The sequence below is a fragment of the Hyphomicrobium album genome (assembly GCF_009708035.1).
Classification (GTDB): Bacteria; Pseudomonadota; Alphaproteobacteria; order Rhizobiales; family Hyphomicrobiaceae; genus Hyphomicrobium_A; species Hyphomicrobium_A album.
Genome location: NZ_WMBQ01000002.1, coordinates 679,677 through 700,394, shown reverse-complemented (window position 1 = coordinate 700,394; position 20,718 = coordinate 679,677). Strand labels below are relative to the sequence as shown.

Sequence of the window (20,718 nt, the reverse complement as noted above, 5' to 3'; positions counted from 1 at the left end):
AGAGACGCAATACATCCACGGTCGCCGCTACCTTCGCTCGCGCAATAATAGTCCCTCGGTCAGCCTGTTGTCTCGGCGAATCGCCTATAGCGGCAGGTACTGAATCTAAGCCGGGTTGAGGGGCTCATGCTCAAAAAGGCTCCAACGCACGACGGCGCCTTACAACGGCAAATCGGCCCGGTCGCGCTGCTGTTCACCGGCATCACGGGAATCATCGGCTCGGGCTGGCTGTTCGCCTCGCTTTACGCCGCGCAGATCGCCGGTCCGGCGGCGATCATCTCCTGGATTATCGGCGGTGGCGTGGCGCTCCTGCTGGCACTGATCTACGCCGAGGTCGGCGGGATGCTTCCGCTCGCCGGCGCCATTGCCCGCATCCCCTACTTTTCCCATGGGGCAATGAGCGGCTTCATGGCCGGCTGGCTGTGCTGGATCGCCTACGTTGCCACCGCACCGATCGAGGTGACGGCGGTGCTGCAGTACGCCTCCAACTACCTCCCTTGGCTCACCACCATCGTCGACGGCAGCCGCGTGCTCACCACGCACGGCCTCCTCGTCGCCGCCGCGCTGCTGCTGCTCTTCGTCGTCATCAACCTCGCTGGGGTGCGCTGGCTGGCGCGCGCCAACGTCGCCATTACCTCCTGGAAGCTCGTCATTCCGCTGCTCGCCGCCGCGGGCCTCATCGTCTTCGGGTTCGACAGCTCCAACTTCACCGATCACGGCGGCTTCATGCCCACGGGCGTCGACGGCATCTTCGCCGCGGTCGCCGGCGGCGGCGTGATCTTCTCGCTGTTCGGCTTCCGCACCGTCATCGACATGGCGGGCGAGGCCTCGAACCCGCAACGCAACGTGCCGCTGGCGATGATCGGCGCCGTGGTCATCAGCCTCGCCATCTACGTGCTCTTGCAGATCGCCTTCATCGGCGCCGTGCCGGAGGCGCATCTCTCCGGCGGCTGGACGCGGCTCGCCGAGAACGTCGCCGACGGACCCTTCGCCGCCTTCGCAACCATCCTCGGCCTGCAAGGCCTGGCCGCAGCCCTTTACGTCGACGCCATCGTCTCCCCCACCGGCACCGGCATCGCCTACACGGGCGCCACGGCGCGCATCAACTACGCGCTCGCCGAGAACGGGCAGCTGCCGCGCATCTTCATGCAGCTCAACCAGGCGCAGGTGCCGGTGTGGTCGATCGCCATCAACTTCGCCGTCGGCTTGCTGCTCCTGCTGCCGCTCCCCGGCTGGTCGGCGCTCATCGGCTTCATCTCCTCGGCCGCCATCTTGTCGCTCGCCTTCGGTCCAGTGTCGCTCGCCGCGCTGCGCTACCAGCTCCCGCGCCACGCACGCCCGTTCCGTCTGAACAACGGCATCGTCGTCTCGGCGATCGCCTTCATGCTCGTCGGCTGCATCGTCTACTGGGCCGGCTGGAGCACCAACTGGAAGGTCTTCGCGCTGGCCATCGCCGGGGGCGCCGTGCTGATGGGCCTCACCTACTGGAGCGGCGACGACACGGCCAGGCTCAACCTGCGCCAATCGCTGTGGTTCTGGCTGTTCATCGACGGCCTCGGGCTCATCTCGTTCGTCGGCAACTACGGCGGCGGCCTCGGACTATTGCCCAAGTACGGCGACCTCATCATCGTCAGCACGTTTTCGCTCGCCGTCTTCTGCATTGCCGTGCGCGATCGCCTGCCCGACGGACAGACCGCGGCGCTCATGCAGAAGGCCGAAGGCGACACGTAAGACCGCAATCCTTGCGTTCGTCCAACGTCGAGCTTGTTCTTCAGCGTGCTGGCGTTAGCTCGGGCTCATTGCGCTTGGGCATCGATCCATCCTCATTTGAGTTCCTTCATCAAGGCCTTCAACTCCTTCGGCAGCCAGGGCATAGCCTTCGCGGTCATAGGCTGCTGCAGATAGGTGCGGGCTAGGTCGGCCACGAGTCTCGCGTGTGCTACGTCGCGGGGCCTCTTAAGTGGTTGCCTATCTGGGCGCCGCGAGACCCACAATTTATGCAAGGCAAAGGTTCGCGGCTCCGGCACCACGATTCGAAGTGGCCAGCCGTCGGCACCGACAATAGTCTCGGTAAGCTGCGGTGCGGCCAGAAGCCATTCCGCTCCGGCCATCTGAACAGCTTCGAGGTCAGCCGCCGGTTTCATGGTCTGGATGTCATCGGTCTCTGGACACAAGAGATCAACGATGTAGCCGTCGCGGTTGGTGGCGTTAAGGCCGTAGTCAGCCTCGAAAGTAGAATCGACGCGGCGAAGAAGACCCATGATGCCTTGTCGCTTGACGCCGGTGGCGGCGAGGAGAAGCGACTGCCTAGTATCCCAAAGTAAGTCGGCGTCCGTAGTGGCGACGTGCTGGCTCTCCAGAACGGTTCCGGTGGCCGCCTCATATGCATAGAGCGCGTTGGTCCCCGCCACGATGATGTGGGTGCCTAGGAGTTTTTCTCGATCAAGCTCGCGGAGTATGTTGGCTGCTATCGCCGGTATGCGGCCAAGACCTAGCGCGCGGTTCACCGGGGCCATCTTGTCGAGGCGCGCACCTAATCCTTTCACCAGGGTCTTGCGCTTCTGCCGTTCATCGTCGTGTTTGGCTTTGCGCGCCGCTAGTTCTGGGGTCTCTCGGCCTAGAGATTTTCGGACCTCATCGTGCACCTCATAGAGGTAGCGTCGTCCTTTCGAGGTCTGCCAGCGCATGGTGCCAAGGTCCCGCAGGGCGGTAGAGTTATGGTGCCACCCTTTGAAGACCTGCTGCACATCGACTAGCTGCCGGCGCTGCTCGTTAGTAAATTCCTCTAAATCCATAGTAAGCCATTGGAATATATTAGGTTGTGCGGTAATTTCGCGTCTCAGATATTTACCGCACAACTCTTGGAAAATCAAGCTATTAGCGCTCTGACCCTACCTCGCGCCGGCGAAGAGCCGGCGAACCGGGCGGAGGAGACTGCGCAGCGGACCGCAATCCGAGCCGGGCAGTATCACCTCGTCCTGCGCGAGTCGCCTCGGCCGCGCATCCGCCGCCGTCAGCCGGGTCAGAACCGAGAAGAGGTTGTGGCGCTCGATCAGCGCGCCGCGGGCAGCGCGAATGGCATCGAGCCGATCGGCCCACGGATCCTGCGCAAGCACGTCGCCAACCGCGCGCACCGCGGCATCGAGATCGTGCACGTCGGGAATGCGCACCAGCGAGCGCTCGGGGAAATAGTCGGTGATGTTGGCGCAGCCGGCGAAGATCGGCAGGCTGTAGCCGAGGTAAGGATCGGCGATCTTCTCGGTCCAGAAGTGCGGGCAGCAGTTGTTCTCGAGCACGAGGTGATAGCGGTAGGGCGCAATCGCGTCAGCCTTGTCGCCGATCGGCCGGAACCCGCGGCCGTAGACGTCGATCGATGCACCGAACGAAGCGCGCAGCCGCTCCAGCAGCGCGAGGCGCGCGCGGTGCCCGGGCAGATGCGACTTCGACGAGCAGACGACGGAGATGCGCTTCTGCTTGTCGGGCGGCACCGGCAGGTTGCGTAGGCCATCGAGACCGATGCGGCTCACGGGCTTTCCGCTATCGAAGTCGACACCATAGAACCAGTTGATGGCCGGCTGCTGCGCGATCCACTCGCCGCGATAGCCCTTGAGCGCATACGGCGAGACGAGGATGCCGAACTGGTTGGCGAATTGCGGCGCGTAGCGCTTCTGCCCCGGCGGCTCGGTGACGAAGAGGACGCGGCGGCTCGCGGGCACGCGGGTTGCGACGGGGGCGCGGATGTCGTCGTAGACGACCAGCCACTCGTCGTCCGGACCGGCGGCGAAGTTGAAAGTTACACCCTGGTGATGGCGGGCCCCGTCGTCGATCTGCCGCTGCCACGGCCACCCGTGGCGCGTCAGGAACGCCACCTGCCGGTCGCCAGCGGCGTTGCCGTTTGCACCTATGGCCATCGCGTAACCCCCGGGCCGCAGCGCCAGCGGCCTCAATCGTCCGTCGGCTATAGTACAGGTCGAGCGGCGGCGGAACCCGAGAGCCTGGCCAGTAGGTTACCCGGCGCCCATACCACCCCGTCAGCCCGGTTCCGGACGCGGCCCGCCCGCCAACGTCCGGATCAACGCCACGAGCGTCGCCGCCGCCCAGGTGCCCTCGAGGATGACGAAGGGCATGAAGTCGATCATCCAGGATGAGAGGCACGCCAGCCCGGCGCCGACGAGGTTCAAGAGCAGGTAGGGGACGCTCTCCGCCTTCAACAGCTTGGCGAGGTTGAGCACAAAGGCGAGCAGCAGCAGACCGACCCCCGTGAAGCCGATCAGCGTCGCCATCGAATCGTGTCCTTCCATGCTTACCTCCCTATGCACCTCGCCAATGGTGGCCGGCGCCGCCGTTGGGTCAAGTCGCCATCCCGCCTCATGCTGACGCCGCCGCCGCACCGCGTATAATCGAACGCAGGGATCATGGGCGCCGGGCATGGCGACAGGGACGGGACAATGAAGCTGACACCGATGCGCTTCACCACCATCGAGGGGACCGATGTCACCGTGCAGGTGACCTCGTCCGCCGATGCCAAGCGCGCCATCAAGGAGTTGCGGCACCGCAAGAAGGAGGTCGGCCTGCACCGGCGCGCGCTGCAGCGGCAGCAGAAGGCGGCGCAGAAGGAGCAGGTGCGCAGCGAGCGGGCGAGTGCCGCGCGGGCGCAACGGCGCGGGGTCATCGCCACCATGTCACGCGTGACCTCGCTGTTTCGCAAGGAGACGCCGCTCTACGACCTCGACGCCATCGAGCGCGAGTTGCAGATGACCGATGAGGTCTTGCACAACATCGACGCCTGCATCCTGCAGATCGAGGGCAAGCTGCTCTTGAGCAACTGACGGCGGCCACCCAAACGCAAGTGCCCCCTCACCCGCCGCGCATGCTTGTGCATGCCGCGTCGGCCTCTCCCCACCGGAGAGAGGCTAAGTGGTGTGGGCTGCGCCGACCAAACTAACCTCTCCCCGGCGGGGAGAGGTCGCGCGCCATCGCGCAGACGCGATAAGCGCGGGTGAGGGGGATTGGCAAGAAGCCCAACGACGGCCGCCCAAACGCAATCGGGAGCCCGAAGGCTCCCGAGACGCTGCCACGCAACAACGGATCCGATCGCCCTTAGGCGGCCGTAACTGCGCTGTTGTCGTCGCTCGGGTCGCGCAGCACGTAGCCGCGTCCCCATACGGTTTCGATGTAGTGCTGACCGCCGGTGGCCGCCTGCAGCTTCTTGCGCAGCTTGCAGATGAACACGTCGATGATCTTCAGCTCCGGCTCGTCCATGCCGCCGTAGAGATGATTGAGAAACATCTCCTTGGTGAGCGTGGTGCCCTTGCGGAGCGAGAGCAGCTCGAGCATCTGGTATTCCTTGCCCGTCAGATGCACGCGCGCGCCGTTGACGTCGACGGTCTTGGTGTCGAGGTTGACGCGCAGGTCGCCCGTCTCGATGACGGACTGCGCGTGACCCTTCGAGCGCCGCACGATCGCGTGGATGCGCGCGACGAGCTCGTCCTTGTGGAACGGCTTGGTCATGTAGTCGTCGGCACCGAAGCCGAGGCCGCGAACCTTGTCCTCGATGCCGGCGAGGCCGGAAAGGATAAGGATCGGTGTCCCGACCTTGGCGACACGAAGGGTCTTCAGGACCTCGTAGCCGCTCATGTCTGGAAGGTTCAGATCGAGAAGGATGATGTCGTAGTCGTAGAGTTTACCGAGGTCGACGCCTTCTTCGCCGAGGTCCGTCGTATAGACGTTGAAACCTTCGGACTGCAGCATCAGCTCGATGCTTTGCGCCGTTGCACTGTCGTCCTCGATCAAAAGGACTCTCATGGTCGTTCCTCTTAGTCCGCGCCGCTGCCCCATTAAGCCGAAGAGAGCGCCCGCTTCTCTTCAAGCTAAGCCATCGTTAGGAATTTACCCGCCGAAAGTTAACAAACCCTAATTAAGTCTTGCGCTCCGACCCAACACTCTAACGAACTTGGTTACGACGACTCCGCCGCGTGACCGTGCTGAACACGCAAAAAGCCGCGCAATCTGCCCGTTCGCAGCCGCTAAGGCCGCGTCCCTACTCGCTAATTTGTGCTGGTATGCCGCTGAACCCGCGAGTCCCGTCTGCCGTCCCTGACCAATTCCCGATGTGGGATGCCCTTGGCCAAAGGGGCGCCGTTCGAGCCCAATGCGCTTACGAATCAAGAGGTAACAGAATTCGCAGAGCGCCCCTATAGCGCCGGCGCCATTTTTTGGCCCCATTGCGGCGAATACCGAAGGGATTGATCTTCGCGTTGCTTTACCGCAACTTAATGGCAGCGTGTCAGATTTGGTGCGAACATTGCGCGCGACCGCGAGTAGCCACTGAATCCGGCCCTTTCCGAGGTCGGCGGACGGCGAGTGCGGGTGTCAGAAGGCGGTGCTGGCACGCTTCTTGTTAGCCTTGTGCCGTGTAGTTCGAGTTAGTCCGGGGTATCGAACGATGAAAGCACGTGAATCGGCGCTGAGACTGAAGCGCTTCGCCGCCGACGAGAAAGCACGCAAAGTCGCCGATCTGGAACATATGATCCGCGAATTCGACGGTATGGCCAGTGACCTCGATCGGCAGATCAAGGCCGAGGAAGAGCGCACCGGCGTCCGCGATCCAGCGCATTTCTCCTATTCCACCTTCGCCAAGTCGGCGAGCCAGCGTCGCGACAACCTGCGGGCCTCCGCCGACGGTCTCAAGGCCAAGCTCGAGGCGGCCCTGAAGGAGCGGGACGATGCGCTGGAGCAGGTCGCCCGTGCCGATTCGCCGGCCGGTCACGATCAGCTGCGCAACCGCCGCCGGGCCGAACGCACGCCGGCGTCCGTTCTGCGCTAAGTCTTACGCTGCAAGATGATCGGCGGCCCTCAGCAAGGGGCCGTCATTGCAGCCTTGTTTTCGATCCAAGCCCATGCGAACGAGCGCAGGGGCTGCGGATCGGCCGCGCTGCCCGGGTGAGATGCCATTACCACTGACCGGGCACGCCACGGACGCATGCTGAAACCGGCGCTCATAAGCCTTGCCGTCCTCCCGGCCGTCCTAATCGGCGGATGCTCCGGCGTGAACTTGCCTTCGCTTCCGAGCCTCCAAGCACCAGGCACGATCACCGAAGCGCCAATCGTCGGCTCGCCCACCGAGGTGTATGAGCGCGTCGCGCGCGGCGTGCTCGGCTGCTGGTTCGGCGCGAACGGTCCCCTCAAGAAGGACTACGTCTACCACGCGGAAGCCGAGCCGCCGGCCAAGGGCGGCAAAGCTGAAATCGTCATCCACGAGCGCGACCGCACCTCGGACAACCCCAAGGGTCTGCGCGCCTACCGCATCGCAATCACGCCTGAGAACGACGCGACGACGCTCGTCTTCGAGAACTTCAAGTTCCCGGAGGCGACGGCCAAGTCGATGGAAGGAGATGCGCGCCGCTGGGGCTCGGGGGCGTTCGGCTGCGCCGAGGTCGAAACGGGCGGCTGGTCGGAAAACAAGTCCGCTCCGCCCGCGGCCCAAGCCACCGGCGCAAAGAAGCATCCTCCGAAAAAGGACTAGCAGGCAGAACCCGCTCAGCCCCCAAGGATGACTAGTCGCGATACTCTTGGACGCGCGTTGCCCGCAGGCCCGGAAGCCCGTGCTTGTCGATCGACCGCTGCCAGGACAGAAACTCGTCGACGGTCAGCTTGTAGCGGTCGCAAGCCTCCTCGATGCTGAGCAGGCCACCGCGAACAGCGGCAACCACTTCCGCCTTGCGGCGGATCACCCAGCGCTTCGTATCTCGAGGAGGTAGATCCGCAATCGTCAGCGGACTCCCATCGGGCCCGATAACGTAGCGCACCCGCGCTCTCATCTGTTGCTCGGTCATGATACTCATTACACACTCGCTGACCAGCCGTCAGTTGTAACCCAACACGATTAAGACTGGCCTAAGTCTTTGAGTAAACGTAACATAAACCAATCGGTCCGCGTTCCCTTGTGCGTCGTTAAGGTTTACGCAATGAACGGACCCCGGCCGAGGCACCGTGGCGGCTTGCACTTCCGGCCGCTCCGGCCCTAAGGTCCCGCCATCCGTGGCGCTGCAACAAGGCAGAATTTCCGCCCATTTTGGCTGGCAAAGCCCCTGACCGTCACAACGTTGGTGTGCCCTCACGTGCTTGAAAACGAGCCTCCCGGAGCCTCGAGCGCTTCCGCCTCCAATCCTGCTTCCGAGGGGCGGCGCCGCGTGGTCGTTGCCATGTCGGGGGGCGTTGATTCCTCGGTCGTCGCCGCGCTGATGCACCAGGCCGGACACGACGTTATCGGAATAACCCTGCAGCTCTATGATCACGGCGCCGCTTCCGGCCGGAAGGGAAGCTGCTGTGCCGGGCAGGACATCCATGACGCGCGCCGGGTTGCAGATGCGCTCGGCATTCCGCACTACGTCCTGAACTACGAGAGCCGCTTCTCAGCCGCCGTGATCGACAGCTTCGCGGCAAGCTACGTGGCCGGCGAGACGCCGATCCCGTGCGTCACCTGCAACCAGCAGATCAAGTTCCGCGACCTGCTCGACACCGCCAAGGAGCTCGGCGCCGACGTGCTGGCGACGGGCCACTACATCCAGCGCCGCGAGGGTCCGGGCGGCCCGCAGCTCTCCCGCGCTGTCGATGCCGACCGCGACCAGAGCTACTTCCTGTTCGCCACGACGCCCGAGCAGCTCCGCTATCTGTGGTTTCCGCTCGGCGGCATGCCGAAGGCGCAAGTGCGCGCGCTCGCCCGCGACTTCGCTCTGCCCGTCGCCGAGAAGGCCGACAGCCAGGACATCTGCTTCGTTCCGACGGGCCGCTATACCGGCATCATCGAGCGGCTAAAGCCCGACGCTTTGAAGCCCGGCGACATCGTGCATGTGGACGGCCGCCACCTGGGAAGGCACGAGGGCATCGTCAACTACACGATCGGGCAACGCAAAGGGTTGCGCATTCCCGGACCGGAGCCACTCTACGTGGTCCGCCTCGATGCGGCACGCAACGAGGTCGTAGTGGGACCGCGTGACTGCTTGCGCACCCAGGGGCTTCTCCTTAGAAACACTAATTGGCTGGGCGATGAGCCGCTTGTGAGCGCGGCCGGAGACGGGTTGCGCATCTTCGCGCGAGTTCGCTCCTCGCAAGCCCCGCAGGCGGCAACACTTTTTGCCGAGGCGGACGGAACGACGTCGGTTGTGCTAGAAGACGGCGAGGATGGGGTCGCGGTGGGGCAGGCTTGCGTGTTTTACGCCAGCGACGATCTTGACGCTCGCCTCTTGGGCGGCGGTTTCATCGCCCGAACGATCGCGAAGCAGGCCGGCGCGGCGCCGGCGACGGAGCTGAGCCGCGCGGACTTGAACAGTTGAGCGGATTGGAGAGGCTTGGGCCGCGACGTTGAGGAGCGTCCCCAATGAAAATGATGTCGCAGACCGATTATCGCCGTCAGCCTGCCCTTCTCGAGCGCGCCCAGGGCCGCATCGTCGGCATCGGCCGTATCGATGAGAGCGCTGTGCTCGACGCCTACCGCCGCTGGGCACCCGTATACGACTACACATTCGGGCTTGTCGCCCGCCAGGGCCGCCGCCACTCCGTCGAAGTGATCAATCAGAGCCGCGGCCGCGTCCTCGAGGTCGGTGTCGGCACGGGTCTCTCGCTTCCCGACTACAAGAAGCAATTGGAAGTCGTCGGCATCGATCTGTCGCCCGAGATGCTCGAGAAGGCGCGCGAGCGCGTCGCCGGCGAGCGTCTCGATCACGTTACCGGCTTGCACGAGATGGATGCGGGCGACCTCAAGTTTCCCGACGGCTCGTTCGATACGGTTGTCGCCATGTTCGTGATGACTGTCGTCCCCGAGCCGGAGGTCGTCATGCGCGAGCTGTCGCGCGTCACCAAGCCGGGCGGCGAGGTGATGCTCGTCAATCACTTCAGCCAGCGTGAAGGCGTGCGCGGCTGGGTGGAGCGCCGTATGGCGCCCTTCGCCGACAAGATCGGCTGGCGCTCGGTGTTCGATATCTCGCGCGTGCAGGTATGCGACGACCTCGAGCTCGTAGAGCGAAAGGCACTACGCCCGCTCGGCCTGTTCACGATGCTGCGCTTCGCCAAGAGCGACGGCGTCCGCCGCCAGGTTGCCGCCGAATAAATCTTGCGCTGGACGCCGTGGAGGCGCCCCTATTCTTGACAGTGCCGCGTGCGCGTCCCTATAGACGCGGCCAGTGGCGGGATAGCTCAGTTGGTTAGAGCGGCGGAATCATAATCCGTAGGTCCCCGGTTCAAGTCCGGGTCCCGCTACCATCAATCTTCCATCTCCGCCGCGCGGGCCAGGATTTACCTTCAGCGGTCAATCATCCAGCAGCGGCACAACCGAACGGCGACTTGGCCCTTCGCTTGCAGACCTCCAGTGGCAATACTGCTTAACGCCATTGGGGTTGTGTCATGACACCAAGAGCTTTTCGCCTATCGGTCAACCGCGCCGCCAAACTGCTGTTCGGCGGCAGCGACGGTATCTCGGGCCGCATACTCAACCTATCGAAGAGCGGCGCCCGCGTTTACATCTGGGGCTCCAGCTGGGTACCGCAGGGCTTCGATCTGGTCGACGTCTTCTCGGGAACAAAGCGCAAATCGAAGGTCATCTGGCGGTCGCCCGAGGCCTTGGGGGTGCGCTTCGTCGATCAGGCCGCGTGGCCGGACCCGGAGGAGCCCAACCCGCCGCCCGTCTTCGGCAGCCGCGCGCAGCCCCCGCACACCTAGCGTTTCGCCGGCAAGCACGAAGGACCGTCTTGAACATCGCGGCGACCACCGGCGATGTCTGCACCGATCACCGCGTCGCCTATGCTTTCAAAGAGGGTGGGCTATGTCGTCTCCATCCCCGACCCGACGCGCGACGCTGGCGAAAGGGCACCGGCAAGTTGCGAACCAAGGACTGATGCGGCTGAGCCTTCAGCAGCAGCGCGACGCCTGAAGTTACAAATCGTCAATTGACGATGAAATCGGTCGGCAGTGTCCCTACGTGAATTGAGCGGCCCGGGCCCTCGTGGCCCTCCTCCGAATTGCATGCAGTTGTATGAAAGCGCTCGTAATCGACGACCATCCCGTCGTGCTTCAGGGATGCCTTGACCTTCTCCGGCTCGTGGCGGTCGACCCAGTCTTCCTGGCCTCGGATTTGACAGAGGGCGTCAATCTCTATCGTCGGCACAAGCCCGACTTGATCATTCTGGATCTGTCGCTTGGTTCTGACACCCTCAGCGGGCTCAATTTCCTGCAATGGCTCCGCGTGCATGACAGCACTGCCGCTGTCATCGTCTTGACGATGCACACCGAGCCGGGAATAGCCCGTCGGGCGATCGAGGGAGGTGCCAGCGCCTTCGTTTGCAAGGACGGCAATTGCGACGACTTGCTCACAGCCATCCGAAAGGTGAAAGCCGGGGAGATTTATGTCAGCCCCGAACTTGCGATAGGCATGGCATTCGACCGCGATCAGTTCGACGTCTTTGGCGACTTGACGCTGCGGGAGCTCGACACACTCAAGCTGATCGGCAGTGGGGGCCGCTATGAAGCCATCGCTGAGCAGTTGCACGTGAGCTACAAGACCGTCGTCAACATCGTTTCCAGCTTGAAACGCAAACTCGGCGCCGGCTCGCTGGGAGAGCTGACGCGCGTGGCAATCACCGGCCATCCCGGCGTAGCTCAAGTTCCAGAAAAAAAGGCGTCGTGATCACGCATGATCAGGACGCCTATACACCACAACGAGCCCGAGGGGGACCCGCTCCCGCTAGGTCTGGGGGACGGACAGGACGGTGTGTCGGTCCGTTAGCATCGCACCTGGGGCGGGTAAATGCAGACTAGCAAAGACAGCGTGGCAATGGCGCTGGCTCAGAGTGCCAAAGAGATTTTCTCTCGAACTTCAGGCTGCTGAGGATGTTTCGGCCGAAAGGGGAGCGGACGGCGCATCGAGATCGTCGTCGAGCTGGTGTGTAGCTTCCCCAGCGCGATGGCGATTGACCGTTCAAGGTCGCGTTCGCCTACGTTCACCGCAGCCATGATGCGGGTAGCCAATTGAAGCTGCAGCGCTTGGCTAGGTTCGGCGTCGAGTTGGTCGAAGGCCCGTCGAAGGACGCAGACATTAGCTCAATGAGCTCTGGCGGATATGCGTCGTTGGCGACCATGATCCGCCGATACCGATCACTTTGGGAGATGTCCACCACCAACGTTTCAAATTGAAAAGTCGTCCGCTTACGCAGATTTCCCGGTGCATGTTGCTAACAGTTCCGTTCCGGACCGCCGTAACGTCCTATTCGCGTTTTCGAATGTCGTGTGGATGGCCGAGGCCAACGACACGCACCGCGAAAGCATGTTGAATGTGGTGCGGACCGCGATCGGCGATCACTGGGATGTCTGGATGCCTTCCGCGCGCAAGTTGCGCCCGCCATGCACGCGAGGGTGCCACGAATGACCTGGCTGGGACTGTTGCTCGGCGTCGCCTGCGCGCTTAGCCGACCAGGATCGGCGGACACCGTCGGCTTGACCGCTTATGGCTCGACGCAACTCAATGCCGCCGTCGAGCGCTGGTTGAGCAGCGGCGGCTATCGCCGCGCTCCTGCCTTGAGCGTGGCGGTCGGGGTCAACGGGCAACTGGTCTTTGCGCGGGGCTACGGCGAGGCGCGACCGGGACTTCCGGCAACGGAACACACCGTCTATCACATCGGATCTCTTTCAAAGCAATTCACCGCGGCAGCAGTCCTAGGTTTGGTGGACCGCGGGGCATTGGCGCCCCGATCGAACAACGCCATGACTCTCGCATCGTCGGCACGGGACTTTTTTGCGGACGTCGACAACTGGGAAGGCAGCGGCCACGGGCCCGTCACCCTGCGCGGGTTACTCACCATGACATCCGGGCTGCCGAGCCTCATCGCGCACCCGCCTGCCCAAGCGGATCCGTGGGGCACCATCACCTCCACGCGCATGCTCGAAGAGTTACGGAAGCTCGCCGTGCCCGGGACGTCGACTGGCTTCGTGTATAACAACTCGGCCTATTTCTTGTTGGCCGAGATTGTGGAGACAGTCGTCGCCGGCGATGGCCGGGGCACATCCAGCTTTGCCGACTTTGTAAAAGGCAACATCATTTCCAGACTTGGCCTGTCTGACACAAGCTTTGTTGGCGACTACGGCTCCTACAGCGCGATGCGCACCGCGATGCCCTCGTGGGGCAGAACGCCGGCTTACCGACGGCGCCCGGCATTCGTGCAGGCCGACTGGCTAAAGGGCTCGGCCGATATGGCCAGCAGCGCCTTCGATCTGTTCACTTGGAACAAGGCGCTGATGGGGAACGACCTGCTGAGCGCGCAGAGCCGCCACCTCATGTTCTCGGATGCGGCGCGAGTGGGCGCTTCTACCTACTACGGAATGGGCTGGTTCATAGAGCACTCCCCTGGCTGGGACTGGTACAGCCACTCGGGCTACGTCCCTGGATTTACGTCCTCGAACATGATCGCGCGCCACTCCCCTGACGGCACGTGGATCAGCGTTTCGCTCCTGACCAATGCAGATGGCGTGAGCGGTCTGAACGAGCTTGCGTCGGAGATCGTCCGGACCGTGATGCATCAGACGAGTGCGCCCGGTAATGCTCGCTAACGCACCGGCATGGCTGAGCCCTCGGACAGGTCCCCGAGGCCAAATGGCTGCACCGTCACGAGAATATCGATCCAAGTAACATTCGCCGCGCCAATTTGCGCTTGCCGCCGCATTGGCGCCCGAGTGGTTGTAGTCTCTACCCGGGATGCGACGCGCTCGGGTGTGGTCAGGCGTAGGTGGCGGCGGCGATGCGACTATTCGGGTGGGTCTGGAACGGCGCCCGCATTATGCACGCGAGCTTGGGCTTCAAGCGCGAGCTCCTCGTCATCCTCATCCTGCTCTTGCCCTTGGTCTTCCATCCGCAGGCCCAGGCCTACCTGAGCCAGCGTGGCATCGCCGGTTGGCCCGTCGTCGACGGCACCATGCCCGCCGTGCTCGTCGCCGGCGCCTATCTCTATTGGCGCCTCTTGCGCCATGTCATCATCTTGGAGGTCGTCTCCCGCCCGAGCCTCGAGTTGCGCATGCTGGACCCGGGCGAGCGCTACGCCACGTTGGTTGGCCTCGGCAACCGCATGCTGCGGCTCTACCACCTCGAGGTCGTCAACACCTCGCGCTTCCGCACGGCGCGACATGTTGCGGTGACGCTCGTCGATTATCAGAAAGCCGGAGACGGACGCGCCGTGGACATCCGCGCGCGGCTGAAGATAGCCAACTCGGAGGCCGAGCAGATCGACCTCAACCCCGGCGCCCGTGTAGCCTTCGAGCTGTGCGGCGTCGACGTGAACGGCGCGGAGACGGCGACGGCAGAAGCACGCGAAGCGCAGACATTCTCGATCCTGCCGGCAGGATCAGGGATGCTGCGCGTCTTTGCCGAGGCACGGGACGCTCCCGCGCGGGAGGAGCGGCTGATGGTCTATATCGACACCAATGGCGCCATGACCATCCGCCCACAGGCAGGCACGGCTTGAGCGGTTACAGCGCGCCGCCGCTGTACTTGTGCCAGGCCCACAGCGCGATCAGGAACAGAAACGATCCAATCACGGCCGATGCCAAGTCGCGCATCGATATCGAGATGGCGTCCAAGCCCGGCAGAATGTTGAACAGCCGGAAGATGAGGCCGCCCACCAGCGCTCCGACGAGGCCGATGCCGAGATTGGTCCACCAGCCGAAGCCCTCGCGCTGCCAGCGCACGACGACGCCGGCGAGGGTCCCGCCGATCAGTCCGACGATGAGCCACACGACGATCTGCGCCCAAGTAACAACCATTGCCCGCTCTCCATCCCGAACGCGAAAACGGGACGCCCGTCGGGCGCCCCGTTCGTTTCGACCTACTTCACCTTCTCGGCGGCCGACGAGCTCTTCTCGGCGTCGCCCTCATATGCGGTCTTCTTGTAGCCGGCGCCGTCCTTGGCGATCGTCGTCTTCCATCCCGTATCCCAGGTGATGGTGATGGCGTCACCTTCCTCGGCCCAGTTGCCCTTCAAGCCTTCGCCGCTGCGGTCGGCGGTGGCGGATCCGTCCTTGGCGACGACGATCTGGAAGTCCTTGCCGCCCGAGTCCTTCACTTTCCACGTGCCGACGAAATGATCGGCGAACGCTGCGCCGGTGCTGAGCGCCAGCGCCATCGCGGCAATCACGCCCATCGACATTGTTTTGTTGGTTGCCATTGGTGTTTCCTCTCCTCAAAGGGAAAAACGCCGAACCGAGTATAACGTCCTACCAATCGCCCGGTTCCGAAACCCTAAAGGCGACGGCCGCAATCAACGGGAGATTCGAAGCGGTGACTATGCAGCTGCGTCGCGTGACAGCCGGCGGCAAGGTGCGCGCGGAGGTCCTCGCACCAACGGGATGGGTGCCGGCAGCAGCCGCGCTCGCGCAATTGCCCTCGTGCGATCAAAGCGTTGGCGAAGATATCATCGGCCTTCTCGCGTTGCCGGAAGCGGCGCGGCGCGCCCTCGTTGTGGCCGCGGACAACGTGCCGCCGGTGGACGACGGAGCCCGCCCGATCCTTCCCTTCGAGCCGCGCTCGTTTCGCGACTTCATGTTGTATGAGGCACACGCGATCGACGCCGCACGCGGCTTCGTGCGCCGCTTCATGCCGGGGGCGGCGCGCGTCGTCGGCGCCTACGAGGCGATCACGCGGGCGACATTCCCCGGCTTGCGGCCGCACGCGTTGTGGCACCGCCAGCCGATCTACTACATGGGCAACCATCTCACCTTCGCCGCCGACGGCGACGACATTGCCATGCCGGCTTACACCAGCGCGCTCGACTATGAGCTGGAGCTGGGCTTCGTACTGGCACACGCGCTGCGCGACGCCTCCCCCGCGGAAGCCGAGCGCGCGATCGGCGGCTTCGTCGTGCTCAACGACTTCTCGGCGCGCGATGTGCAACTCGCCGAGATGCGTTCCGGCTTCGGCCCGCAGAAGGCCAAGCATTTTCGCAGCGCCATGTCGGGCGTCGTCGTCAGCGCCGACGCCATCCTGCCGCAGTGGCGCGAGCTTCAAGCCAGCGTACGGTTAAACGGCCGGCTGGTGGCGACGTGTGCGCCGCGCGATGCACGCTGGTCGCTGGGCGAGGTCCTGGCGCACGCCAGCGCGGGCGAGCAGCTCCACCCAGGCGAGCTGTTTGGCTCCGGTACGCTTCCCGGAGGCAGCGGCATCGAGCACGGCCGCCTCCTGGCGCGGGGCGACACCATCGCGCTGGCCATCGACGGCATCGGCGAGCTGTCGAACCGGATTGTGTAGGAGACTGCGCATGCAGATCATCGACCTGTCGAAGCCAATTCAGTTCAATCCAGGCGACCCGCGCTTCATGCAGGTGCGCATTCGCCACAAACGGCATCGTGCCGCCAAGGCCCTCGTCTGGCTGCTCGGACTCCCGACGCGGCTGTTTCCGAAGGATTTCACCGGCTGGGCCGACGACACCATCACCAAGATGGGGGTCCACGCGACGACGCACATCGATGCGCCTTGGCACTACGGGCCGACGTCGGGCGGCACGCGTGCGCAAACGATCGACGAGATGCCGCTGGAAAAGTGCATCGGCCCCGGCGTCGTCCTCGACCTGACGCACAAGGACGACGACGACGCGATTACACCCGCCGACCTCGAGGCGGCGCTCGCCAAGACCGGCGCGACCCTCGACGCCAAGACCATCGTTCTCATTCGCACCGGCCGCGACAAGCTGATGGGCACGAAGGAGTTCTTTTCGCGCGGCACCGGCATGAGCGCCGCCGCCACCGAATGGCTCCTCGATCGCGGTCCGACCGTCATGGGCATCGACCAATGGGGCTGGGATCTGCCGTTCCGCACGCAGATCGCGCGCTCGAAGGCGGACAACGACGACACGCTGTTCTGGGAGGCACACCGCGTCGGGCAGCGCCGCCCCTTCTGGCACATGGAACAGCTGACCAACCTCGGCGCGCTGCCGCCCAAGGGCTTCGAGGTGATGGTGTTCCCGCTGAAGATCGTCGGCGCCTCGGCGGCCCCGGCCCGCGTCGTCGCCGTGATCAGGTAAGGTTGCGCGACACAAGCTGAAGAAAGCTTGGCGTTCGGCATATGTCACGCGAGCTGATGGCCGGCGCTCGCGCCGGGCGCCCTTGGCGCCTTGCCGCTTCGCGGCCAAGAGTCCAGTTGCGAACCACATGCGGCCTCGTCGGCCTCGACCGTCGATGATGTCAAAGAGCAGATGCGCCCTGGCGCCCGCGCCAACCGGCGATCGCCCACGCGCCCACCGGCCGGCTCGCCGGAGTGCGAGTCGGTGGGCGCAACAAACGAGGGAGCGCGGGCGCCAAACGACCGCCATCCTGGTTTCAAGTCCGGCAGCCTTTCGGCGCCCGCGTCGGTGTGCTGCCGTGCCGAGGGTGCAAGCACATCGTCAGCGACCGTCCGATCCCACCCTGTGGCGTTCAACGCCGGGCTGTTGCGTTCGGGATCGTAAGGCGACTGCGCTCTAGGATGCTGAGCGCCGCTGCCGGAGGGCGTCCGTGCAGAGTGTTGCCACGCCTGCACAGCCTCGGTCCGCGACCCCGGATTTGAGAGGACGAGCTAGTCCTCGCGACACGCGTGCGAACGGAAACATTCACGCGGCCTCGTCCGGGTCACCGGCCTGCCCCACGTAAGACGCTCAAGCTTGACGCGTCCCTCTATCGGGCAAGACGCGGGCAGTATGCGGGTGCGGGAGGTGGTGGGAATAAGTTCGGTTCTAACCAGGAGCAAATAGTCATCGCCATCACATAGTTCGCTCGCAGGGTCGGCTTCAAGCGGTCAGGGCAGCGCGGTGGAGACCGTAACCCTCAATCTGCGTCATCCCAACTTCGCAAGCCATCAGGGCTCCCACGACGAAATGAGGCGAAAGCGGCTTTGCACTGTCTATGAACACAAAGTGTGTAGACCGGCACTGGCGACGACACTCTTCTAGTAATCGATCGATTGACGCGTCAGCAGAACAACTAAGTGTTGTTACCTCCTGGAGCCCGTAAAATGGTGCCGGGATGTGAGGCATTTGACGCATCTGATACCGTGGCATCGAACCGTCATCGAAGCCGTAGATTTCGATCCACTCGCCAGTGGCCCTGGCCTGCGATCCCAACTGACGGTAGAGCTCCCACGATTGCTCTTTCACTGAACCGTCGGCCGCCACAAAAATTGTCAGAGCCGGCAAGTTGACGGGTTTCATACTCTCCAAAGTGCTGCATAAGTGTTCGATCAATTTATTGACGCCGGCCGACTTGGCATCGAATACAGGACACTTGTATTTCGAGTGATAAGCCAGCGATCGCACCAACGTCGCGGCAAAAGCGTCCGTAGCGTACGTGTCGCTATAAGGCAGATATGCAGCCACGGCATCAAGGTCCGCTGAATCGCCCGGCTTGATAGTTCGATTGGGGTTGCCCGTCAGCACGCGTGCAATAAGGGACACTTCGAGATCGACTATGGGTATGCTCGCGAATGCAGCCGACGCAACGAACTGACGCCAAGTCTCTACCGTTACCTCGTAGACGGTCGTAAATTCAGCAATGCTGGCTCTCGTCAACATCGCCTCCCGCTCCGTGGCCAGTTCTATCCGCCGCTGTTCTTCATAAGAGATACGGCTCTCAGCTACGCGCTTACGAAGGGTCTCAAGTCGCGCAGCCAGCTCGGCGCGCTGTTCTTTGGCCTGCGCGAAGCGCCAGTCCATATCCACATCAATATCGAATTGCCCCACCCGCTTATCGGGATCATCTTCTAGTACATCATCGTGGCACAGGATGTTTCCCGTACCCGCTGTATAGCGGCAAAGAGCGCGCCCTATCTGGCGGCGTTTCACCGCGTACGGTGTTTCCAGATGGACATGGCCCAACATAGACTGACGTCCCCGTATGGCATCGCGAAGGTGCCCAGCAAGACTCGTCTCGACCTCATGTATTGTTGATCGCAGCACGACAAGCTTTTCCGCTCGAAAGCCCGTGTGCAAGAGATCGAAAAGCCGACGGAAGTCCGGGCGCACTCTGTCGTTTATTCCCAGCTTCGCCATTTCGCTGATAAAGTTCTGATCGAGATAGATCAGAAATTTTTTGGGGCGCTCTGGCGAATTCATCGCTTCAGCGCGGTGTGAGCGTGCGGCGGACGGCATCGTGCCAGGAGGAAAGCAAGCGCGAGCGCTCCTCCGCGCCCATACTTGGCGTGAAGCGCCGATCCAGCGCCCACCGCTCGGCGAACTGCTTGGGCTCGGGATAAAACCCCGACTGTAGCCCCGCGAGATAAGCGGCCCCGAGCGCCGTCGTCTCCACCACTGTCGGCCGGTCGACGGGCACGTCGAGGATGTCGGCGAGGCGCTGCATGGTCCAGTCGCAAGCCGCCATGCCGCCGTCGGCACGCAGCACCGTGCTTTCCCCAGCCGCCGGCCAGTCGCCGCGCATCGCCTGCAAAAGATCGTAGGTTTGGAAGCAGACCGATTGCAACGCCGCGCGCGCCAGCTCGTCCGGGCCGGTGTTGCGGGTGAGCCCATAGAGAGCGCCGCGGCAGTCGGGGTCCCAGTACGGCGCGCCAAGGCCGACGAACGCCGGCACCAGCACCACGTTCTGCTCAGGATCGGCGCCCCGCGCCATTGCGCCCGTCTTCGACGCGTGCGGCACGATCTTCAACCCGTCGCGCAGCCACTGCACCGCTGCCCCGGCGATGAAGATGGAGCCTTCGAGCGCGTACGTTCGCTCGCCTCCGAGCTGATAGGCGATGGTCGTCAACAGCCGGTTCTTCGAAGCGATGCACTCCGCGCCCGTGTTCAGCACCGCGAAGCAACCAGTTCCGTACGTGGATTTCAGCATGCCGGCTTCGAAGCAGGCCTGACCGATCGTCGCCGCCTGCTGGTCGCCTGCCATGCCGCGGATGGGAATGGCACCTCCAAACAAGTCAGCGTCCGTGTCGCCGAACTCCGCCGCGTTGTCGCGCACCTCCGGTAGCAGCGCGCGAGGAACGCCGAAGATGTCGAGCAGCTTCGAGTCCCATTGCCCGGTGTGGATATCGAGCAGACAGGTGCGCGCGGCGTTGGTCACGTCGGTGGCGTGTACGCGCCCGCCGGTCAGCCGCCACAACAGGAAACAGTCGATGGTGCCGAAGGCGAGCTCGCCACGCTCCGCCCGCGCCCGGGAACCCGGCACCTGATCGAGCATCCAGGCGATCTTGGTCGCCGAGAAATAGGGATCGAGCAGCAACCCGGTCTTGGCCGTCACTGTCGCCTCGTGTCCCGCCGCGCGCAGCGCCTCGCACGCTTCCGCCGTGCGCCGGTCTTGCCAGACGATGGCGTTGTGGATCGGTCGGCCGCTGGCCCGCTCCCAGATGACGGAGGTCTCGCGCTGATTGGAAATGCCGACGCCGACGATGTTGACGGCACCGCCCGCCTTCGCAATCGCCTCGCGGGCTGTCGCCACCGCGCCCGTCCAGATCTCCTCCGGATCGTGCTCCACCCAGCCAGAGCGTGGAAAGTGCTGCGTGAATTCCTGCTGCGCGACAGCGGCGACGCGCGCCTCCCTATCGAACAGCAACGCCCGTGACGACGTGGTCCCCTGGTCGATCGCCAGCACGTAGCGTGCCATGCCGCCCTCCCCCAGTTCTTATTGCCGCACTGCGGTCACTCTATTCGCCGACATCAATCGACAGACGGCCCGCGCCTTAGTAGCAAGCCCTGCCCACCAATCCCACCG

General features: G+C 63.8%; 21 protein-coding genes and 1 tRNA gene. 13 read left to right on the top strand and 9 right to left on the bottom strand.

What is annotated here, in order from left to right; translation table 11 throughout:
* Positions 1-126: 126 nt before the first annotated feature.
* Positions 127-1,731: an APC family permease gene (locus GIW81_RS15490; RefSeq protein ID WP_154740251.1), complete on the top strand. Its 1,605-nt coding sequence runs from the start codon at positions 127-129 to the stop codon at positions 1,729-1,731.
* 92 nt (positions 1,732-1,823) lie between these two features.
* Here the strand turns inward: GIW81_RS15490 and GIW81_RS15485 are convergent, their stop codons facing one another.
* The 3 genes from GIW81_RS15485 to GIW81_RS15475 all read right to left on the bottom strand — a co-directional run bounded on the left by GIW81_RS15485 (position 1,824) and on the right by GIW81_RS15475 (position 4,301).
* Positions 1,824-2,873, bottom strand: a complete 1,050-nt coding sequence (locus GIW81_RS15485; protein ID WP_154740250.1) for a GSU2403 family nucleotidyltransferase fold protein — start codon at positions 2,871-2,873, stop codon at positions 1,824-1,826.
* Between the two features lie 18 nt (positions 2,874-2,891).
* Entirely contained in the window at positions 2,892-3,911 is a 1,020-nt protein-coding gene (locus tag GIW81_RS15480; protein ID WP_154740249.1) for a glycosyltransferase family 10 domain-containing protein, read from the bottom strand.
* Positions 3,912-4,031: 120 nt separating this feature from the next.
* Positions 4,032-4,301: a CBU_0592 family membrane protein gene (locus GIW81_RS15475; protein ID WP_210251947.1), complete on the bottom strand. Its 270-nt coding sequence runs from the start codon at positions 4,299-4,301 to the stop codon at positions 4,032-4,034.
* Between the two features lie 147 nt (positions 4,302-4,448).
* Between GIW81_RS15475 and GIW81_RS15470 the strand changes: the two genes are divergently transcribed.
* Positions 4,449-4,829, top strand: coding sequence for a hypothetical protein (locus GIW81_RS15470; protein WP_154740248.1), 381 nt, complete (start codon positions 4,449-4,451; stop codon positions 4,827-4,829).
* A 271-nt stretch (positions 4,830-5,100) separates the two neighbouring features.
* On the opposite strand, the gene ctrA is transcribed toward GIW81_RS15470, so the two are convergent.
* Complete coding sequence (gene ctrA, locus GIW81_RS15465; RefSeq protein WP_154740247.1) at positions 5,101-5,805, bottom strand: response regulator transcription factor CtrA; 705 nt, start codon at positions 5,803-5,805, stop codon at positions 5,101-5,103.
* A 640-nt stretch (positions 5,806-6,445) separates the two neighbouring features.
* Between ctrA and GIW81_RS15460 the strand changes: the two genes are divergently transcribed.
* Together GIW81_RS15460 and GIW81_RS15455 are read left to right on the top strand one after the other, a co-directional pair.
* Positions 6,446-6,826, top strand: a complete 381-nt coding sequence (locus tag GIW81_RS15460) for a flagellar export protein FliJ (RefSeq protein WP_154740246.1) — start codon at positions 6,446-6,448, stop codon at positions 6,824-6,826.
* A gap of 222 nt (positions 6,827-7,048) precedes the next feature.
* Positions 7,049-7,525, top strand: a complete 477-nt coding sequence (locus tag GIW81_RS15455) for a hypothetical protein (RefSeq protein WP_154740245.1) — start codon at positions 7,049-7,051, stop codon at positions 7,523-7,525.
* A 31-nt stretch (positions 7,526-7,556) separates the two neighbouring features.
* Here GIW81_RS15455 and sciP read toward each other — a convergent pair whose 3' ends face one another.
* Positions 7,557-7,835 carry a CtrA inhibitor SciP gene (gene sciP, locus GIW81_RS15450; RefSeq protein WP_154740801.1) on the bottom strand — a complete coding sequence of 93 codons (279 nt, stop codon included), beginning with the start codon at positions 7,833-7,835 and terminating at the stop codon, positions 7,557-7,559.
* A gap of 285 nt (positions 7,836-8,120) precedes the next feature.
* On the opposite strand from sciP, the gene mnmA reads away from it, so the two are divergent.
* The 7 genes from mnmA to GIW81_RS15415 all read left to right on the top strand — a co-directional run bounded on the left by mnmA (position 8,121) and on the right by GIW81_RS15415 (position 14,504).
* Positions 8,121-9,335: a tRNA 2-thiouridine(34) synthase MnmA gene (mnmA, locus tag GIW81_RS15445; protein ID WP_324615063.1), complete on the top strand. Its 1,215-nt coding sequence runs from the start codon at positions 8,121-8,123 to the stop codon at positions 9,333-9,335.
* Positions 9,336-9,379: 44 nt separating this feature from the next.
* The gene (locus tag GIW81_RS15440; protein ID WP_154740243.1) at positions 9,380-10,108 is read left to right on the top strand and encodes a class I SAM-dependent methyltransferase; all 729 of its coding nucleotides are present in this window, start codon (positions 9,380-9,382) and stop codon (positions 10,106-10,108) included.
* A 75-nt stretch (positions 10,109-10,183) separates the two neighbouring features.
* Positions 10,184-10,260: transfer RNA gene (locus tag GIW81_RS15435), tRNA-Met, on the top strand.
* Between the two features lie 141 nt (positions 10,261-10,401).
* Positions 10,402-10,716: a PilZ domain-containing protein gene (locus GIW81_RS15430; protein WP_154740242.1), complete on the top strand. Its 315-nt coding sequence runs from the start codon at positions 10,402-10,404 to the stop codon at positions 10,714-10,716.
* A gap of 313 nt (positions 10,717-11,029) precedes the next feature.
* The gene (locus GIW81_RS15425) at positions 11,030-11,680 is read left to right on the top strand and encodes a response regulator transcription factor (protein ID WP_154740241.1); all 651 of its coding nucleotides are present in this window, start codon (positions 11,030-11,032) and stop codon (positions 11,678-11,680) included.
* 734 nt (positions 11,681-12,414) lie between these two features.
* Positions 12,415-13,596, top strand: coding sequence for a serine hydrolase domain-containing protein (locus tag GIW81_RS15420; protein ID WP_195930595.1), 1,182 nt, complete (start codon positions 12,415-12,417; stop codon positions 13,594-13,596).
* Between the two features lie 227 nt (positions 13,597-13,823).
* Positions 13,824-14,504, top strand: a complete 681-nt coding sequence (locus tag GIW81_RS15415) for a hypothetical protein (RefSeq protein ID WP_195930594.1) — start codon at positions 13,824-13,826, stop codon at positions 14,502-14,504.
* A 4-nt stretch (positions 14,505-14,508) separates the two neighbouring features.
* Here the strand turns inward: GIW81_RS15415 and GIW81_RS15410 are convergent, their stop codons facing one another.
* On the bottom strand, positions 14,509-14,802 hold the full coding sequence (locus tag GIW81_RS15410; RefSeq protein WP_154740238.1) for a GlsB/YeaQ/YmgE family stress response membrane protein: 294 nt from the start codon (positions 14,800-14,802) through the stop codon (positions 14,509-14,511).
* Positions 14,803-14,864: 62 nt separating this feature from the next.
* On the bottom strand, positions 14,865-15,203 hold the full coding sequence (locus GIW81_RS15405; protein WP_154740237.1) for a hypothetical protein: 339 nt from the start codon (positions 15,201-15,203) through the stop codon (positions 14,865-14,867).
* Between the two features lie 119 nt (positions 15,204-15,322).
* Between GIW81_RS15405 and GIW81_RS15400 the strand changes: the two genes are divergently transcribed.
* Together GIW81_RS15400 and GIW81_RS15395 are read left to right on the top strand one after the other, a co-directional pair.
* Positions 15,323-16,282 (top strand): fumarylacetoacetate hydrolase family protein, encoded by a 960-nt coding sequence (locus GIW81_RS15400; RefSeq protein WP_154740236.1) that lies wholly within the window; start codon positions 15,323-15,325, stop codon positions 16,280-16,282.
* A 10-nt stretch (positions 16,283-16,292) separates the two neighbouring features.
* Positions 16,293-17,054 (top strand): cyclase family protein, encoded by a 762-nt coding sequence (locus tag GIW81_RS15395; protein ID WP_154740235.1) that lies wholly within the window; start codon positions 16,293-16,295, stop codon positions 17,052-17,054.
* A 741-nt stretch (positions 17,055-17,795) separates the two neighbouring features.
* On the opposite strand, the gene GIW81_RS15390 is transcribed toward GIW81_RS15395, so the two are convergent.
* Together GIW81_RS15390 and glpK are read right to left on the bottom strand one after the other, a co-directional pair.
* Positions 17,796-19,115: a hypothetical protein gene (locus GIW81_RS15390; RefSeq protein WP_154740234.1), complete on the bottom strand. Its 1,320-nt coding sequence runs from the start codon at positions 19,113-19,115 to the stop codon at positions 17,796-17,798.
* A gap of 4 nt (positions 19,116-19,119) precedes the next feature.
* The gene (gene glpK, locus GIW81_RS15385) at positions 19,120-20,610 is read right to left on the bottom strand and encodes a glycerol kinase GlpK (protein ID WP_154740233.1); all 1,491 of its coding nucleotides are present in this window, start codon (positions 20,608-20,610) and stop codon (positions 19,120-19,122) included.
* Positions 20,611-20,718 lie beyond the last annotated feature (108 nt).

Bases quoted from the DNA above. Each gene is read 5' to 3' on its own strand.
- GIW81_RS15490 (WP_154740251.1), top strand. From the start codon at position 127: ATGCTCAAAAAGGCTCCAACGCACGACGGCGCCTTACAACGGCAAATC.
- GIW81_RS15480 (WP_154740249.1), bottom strand. From the start codon at position 3,911: ATGGCCATAGGTGCAAACGGCAACGCCGCTGGCGACCGGCAGGTGGCG.
- GIW81_RS15475 (WP_210251947.1), bottom strand. From the start codon at position 4,301: ATGGAAGGACACGATTCGATGGCGACGCTGATCGGCTTCACGGGGGTC.
- GIW81_RS15470 (WP_154740248.1), top strand. From the start codon at position 4,449: ATGAAGCTGACACCGATGCGCTTCACCACCATCGAGGGGACCGATGTC.
- ctrA (WP_154740247.1), bottom strand. From the start codon at position 5,805: ATGAGAGTCCTTTTGATCGAGGACGACAGTGCAACGGCGCAAAGCATC.
- GIW81_RS15460 (WP_154740246.1), top strand. From the start codon at position 6,446: ATGAAAGCACGTGAATCGGCGCTGAGACTGAAGCGCTTCGCCGCCGAC.
- sciP (WP_154740801.1), bottom strand. From the start codon at position 7,835: ATGACCGAGCAACAGATGAGAGCGCGGGTGCGCTACGTTATCGGGCCC.
- GIW81_RS15440 (WP_154740243.1), top strand. From the start codon at position 9,380: ATGAAAATGATGTCGCAGACCGATTATCGCCGTCAGCCTGCCCTTCTC.
- GIW81_RS15430 (WP_154740242.1), top strand. From the start codon at position 10,402: ATGACACCAAGAGCTTTTCGCCTATCGGTCAACCGCGCCGCCAAACTG.
- GIW81_RS15425 (WP_154740241.1), top strand. From the start codon at position 11,030: ATGAAAGCGCTCGTAATCGACGACCATCCCGTCGTGCTTCAGGGATGC.
- GIW81_RS15420 (WP_195930595.1), top strand. From the start codon at position 12,415: ATGACCTGGCTGGGACTGTTGCTCGGCGTCGCCTGCGCGCTTAGCCGA.
- GIW81_RS15415 (WP_195930594.1), top strand. From the start codon at position 13,824: ATGCACGCGAGCTTGGGCTTCAAGCGCGAGCTCCTCGTCATCCTCATC.
- GIW81_RS15410 (WP_154740238.1), bottom strand. From the start codon at position 14,802: ATGGTTGTTACTTGGGCGCAGATCGTCGTGTGGCTCATCGTCGGACTG.
- GIW81_RS15405 (WP_154740237.1), bottom strand. From the start codon at position 15,203: ATGGCAACCAACAAAACAATGTCGATGGGCGTGATTGCCGCGATGGCG.
- GIW81_RS15400 (WP_154740236.1), top strand. From the start codon at position 15,323: ATGCAGCTGCGTCGCGTGACAGCCGGCGGCAAGGTGCGCGCGGAGGTC.
- GIW81_RS15395 (WP_154740235.1), top strand. From the start codon at position 16,293: ATGCAGATCATCGACCTGTCGAAGCCAATTCAGTTCAATCCAGGCGAC.
- GIW81_RS15390 (WP_154740234.1), bottom strand. From the start codon at position 19,115: ATGAATTCGCCAGAGCGCCCCAAAAAATTTCTGATCTATCTCGATCAG.
- glpK (WP_154740233.1), bottom strand. From the start codon at position 20,610: ATGGCACGCTACGTGCTGGCGATCGACCAGGGGACCACGTCGTCACGG.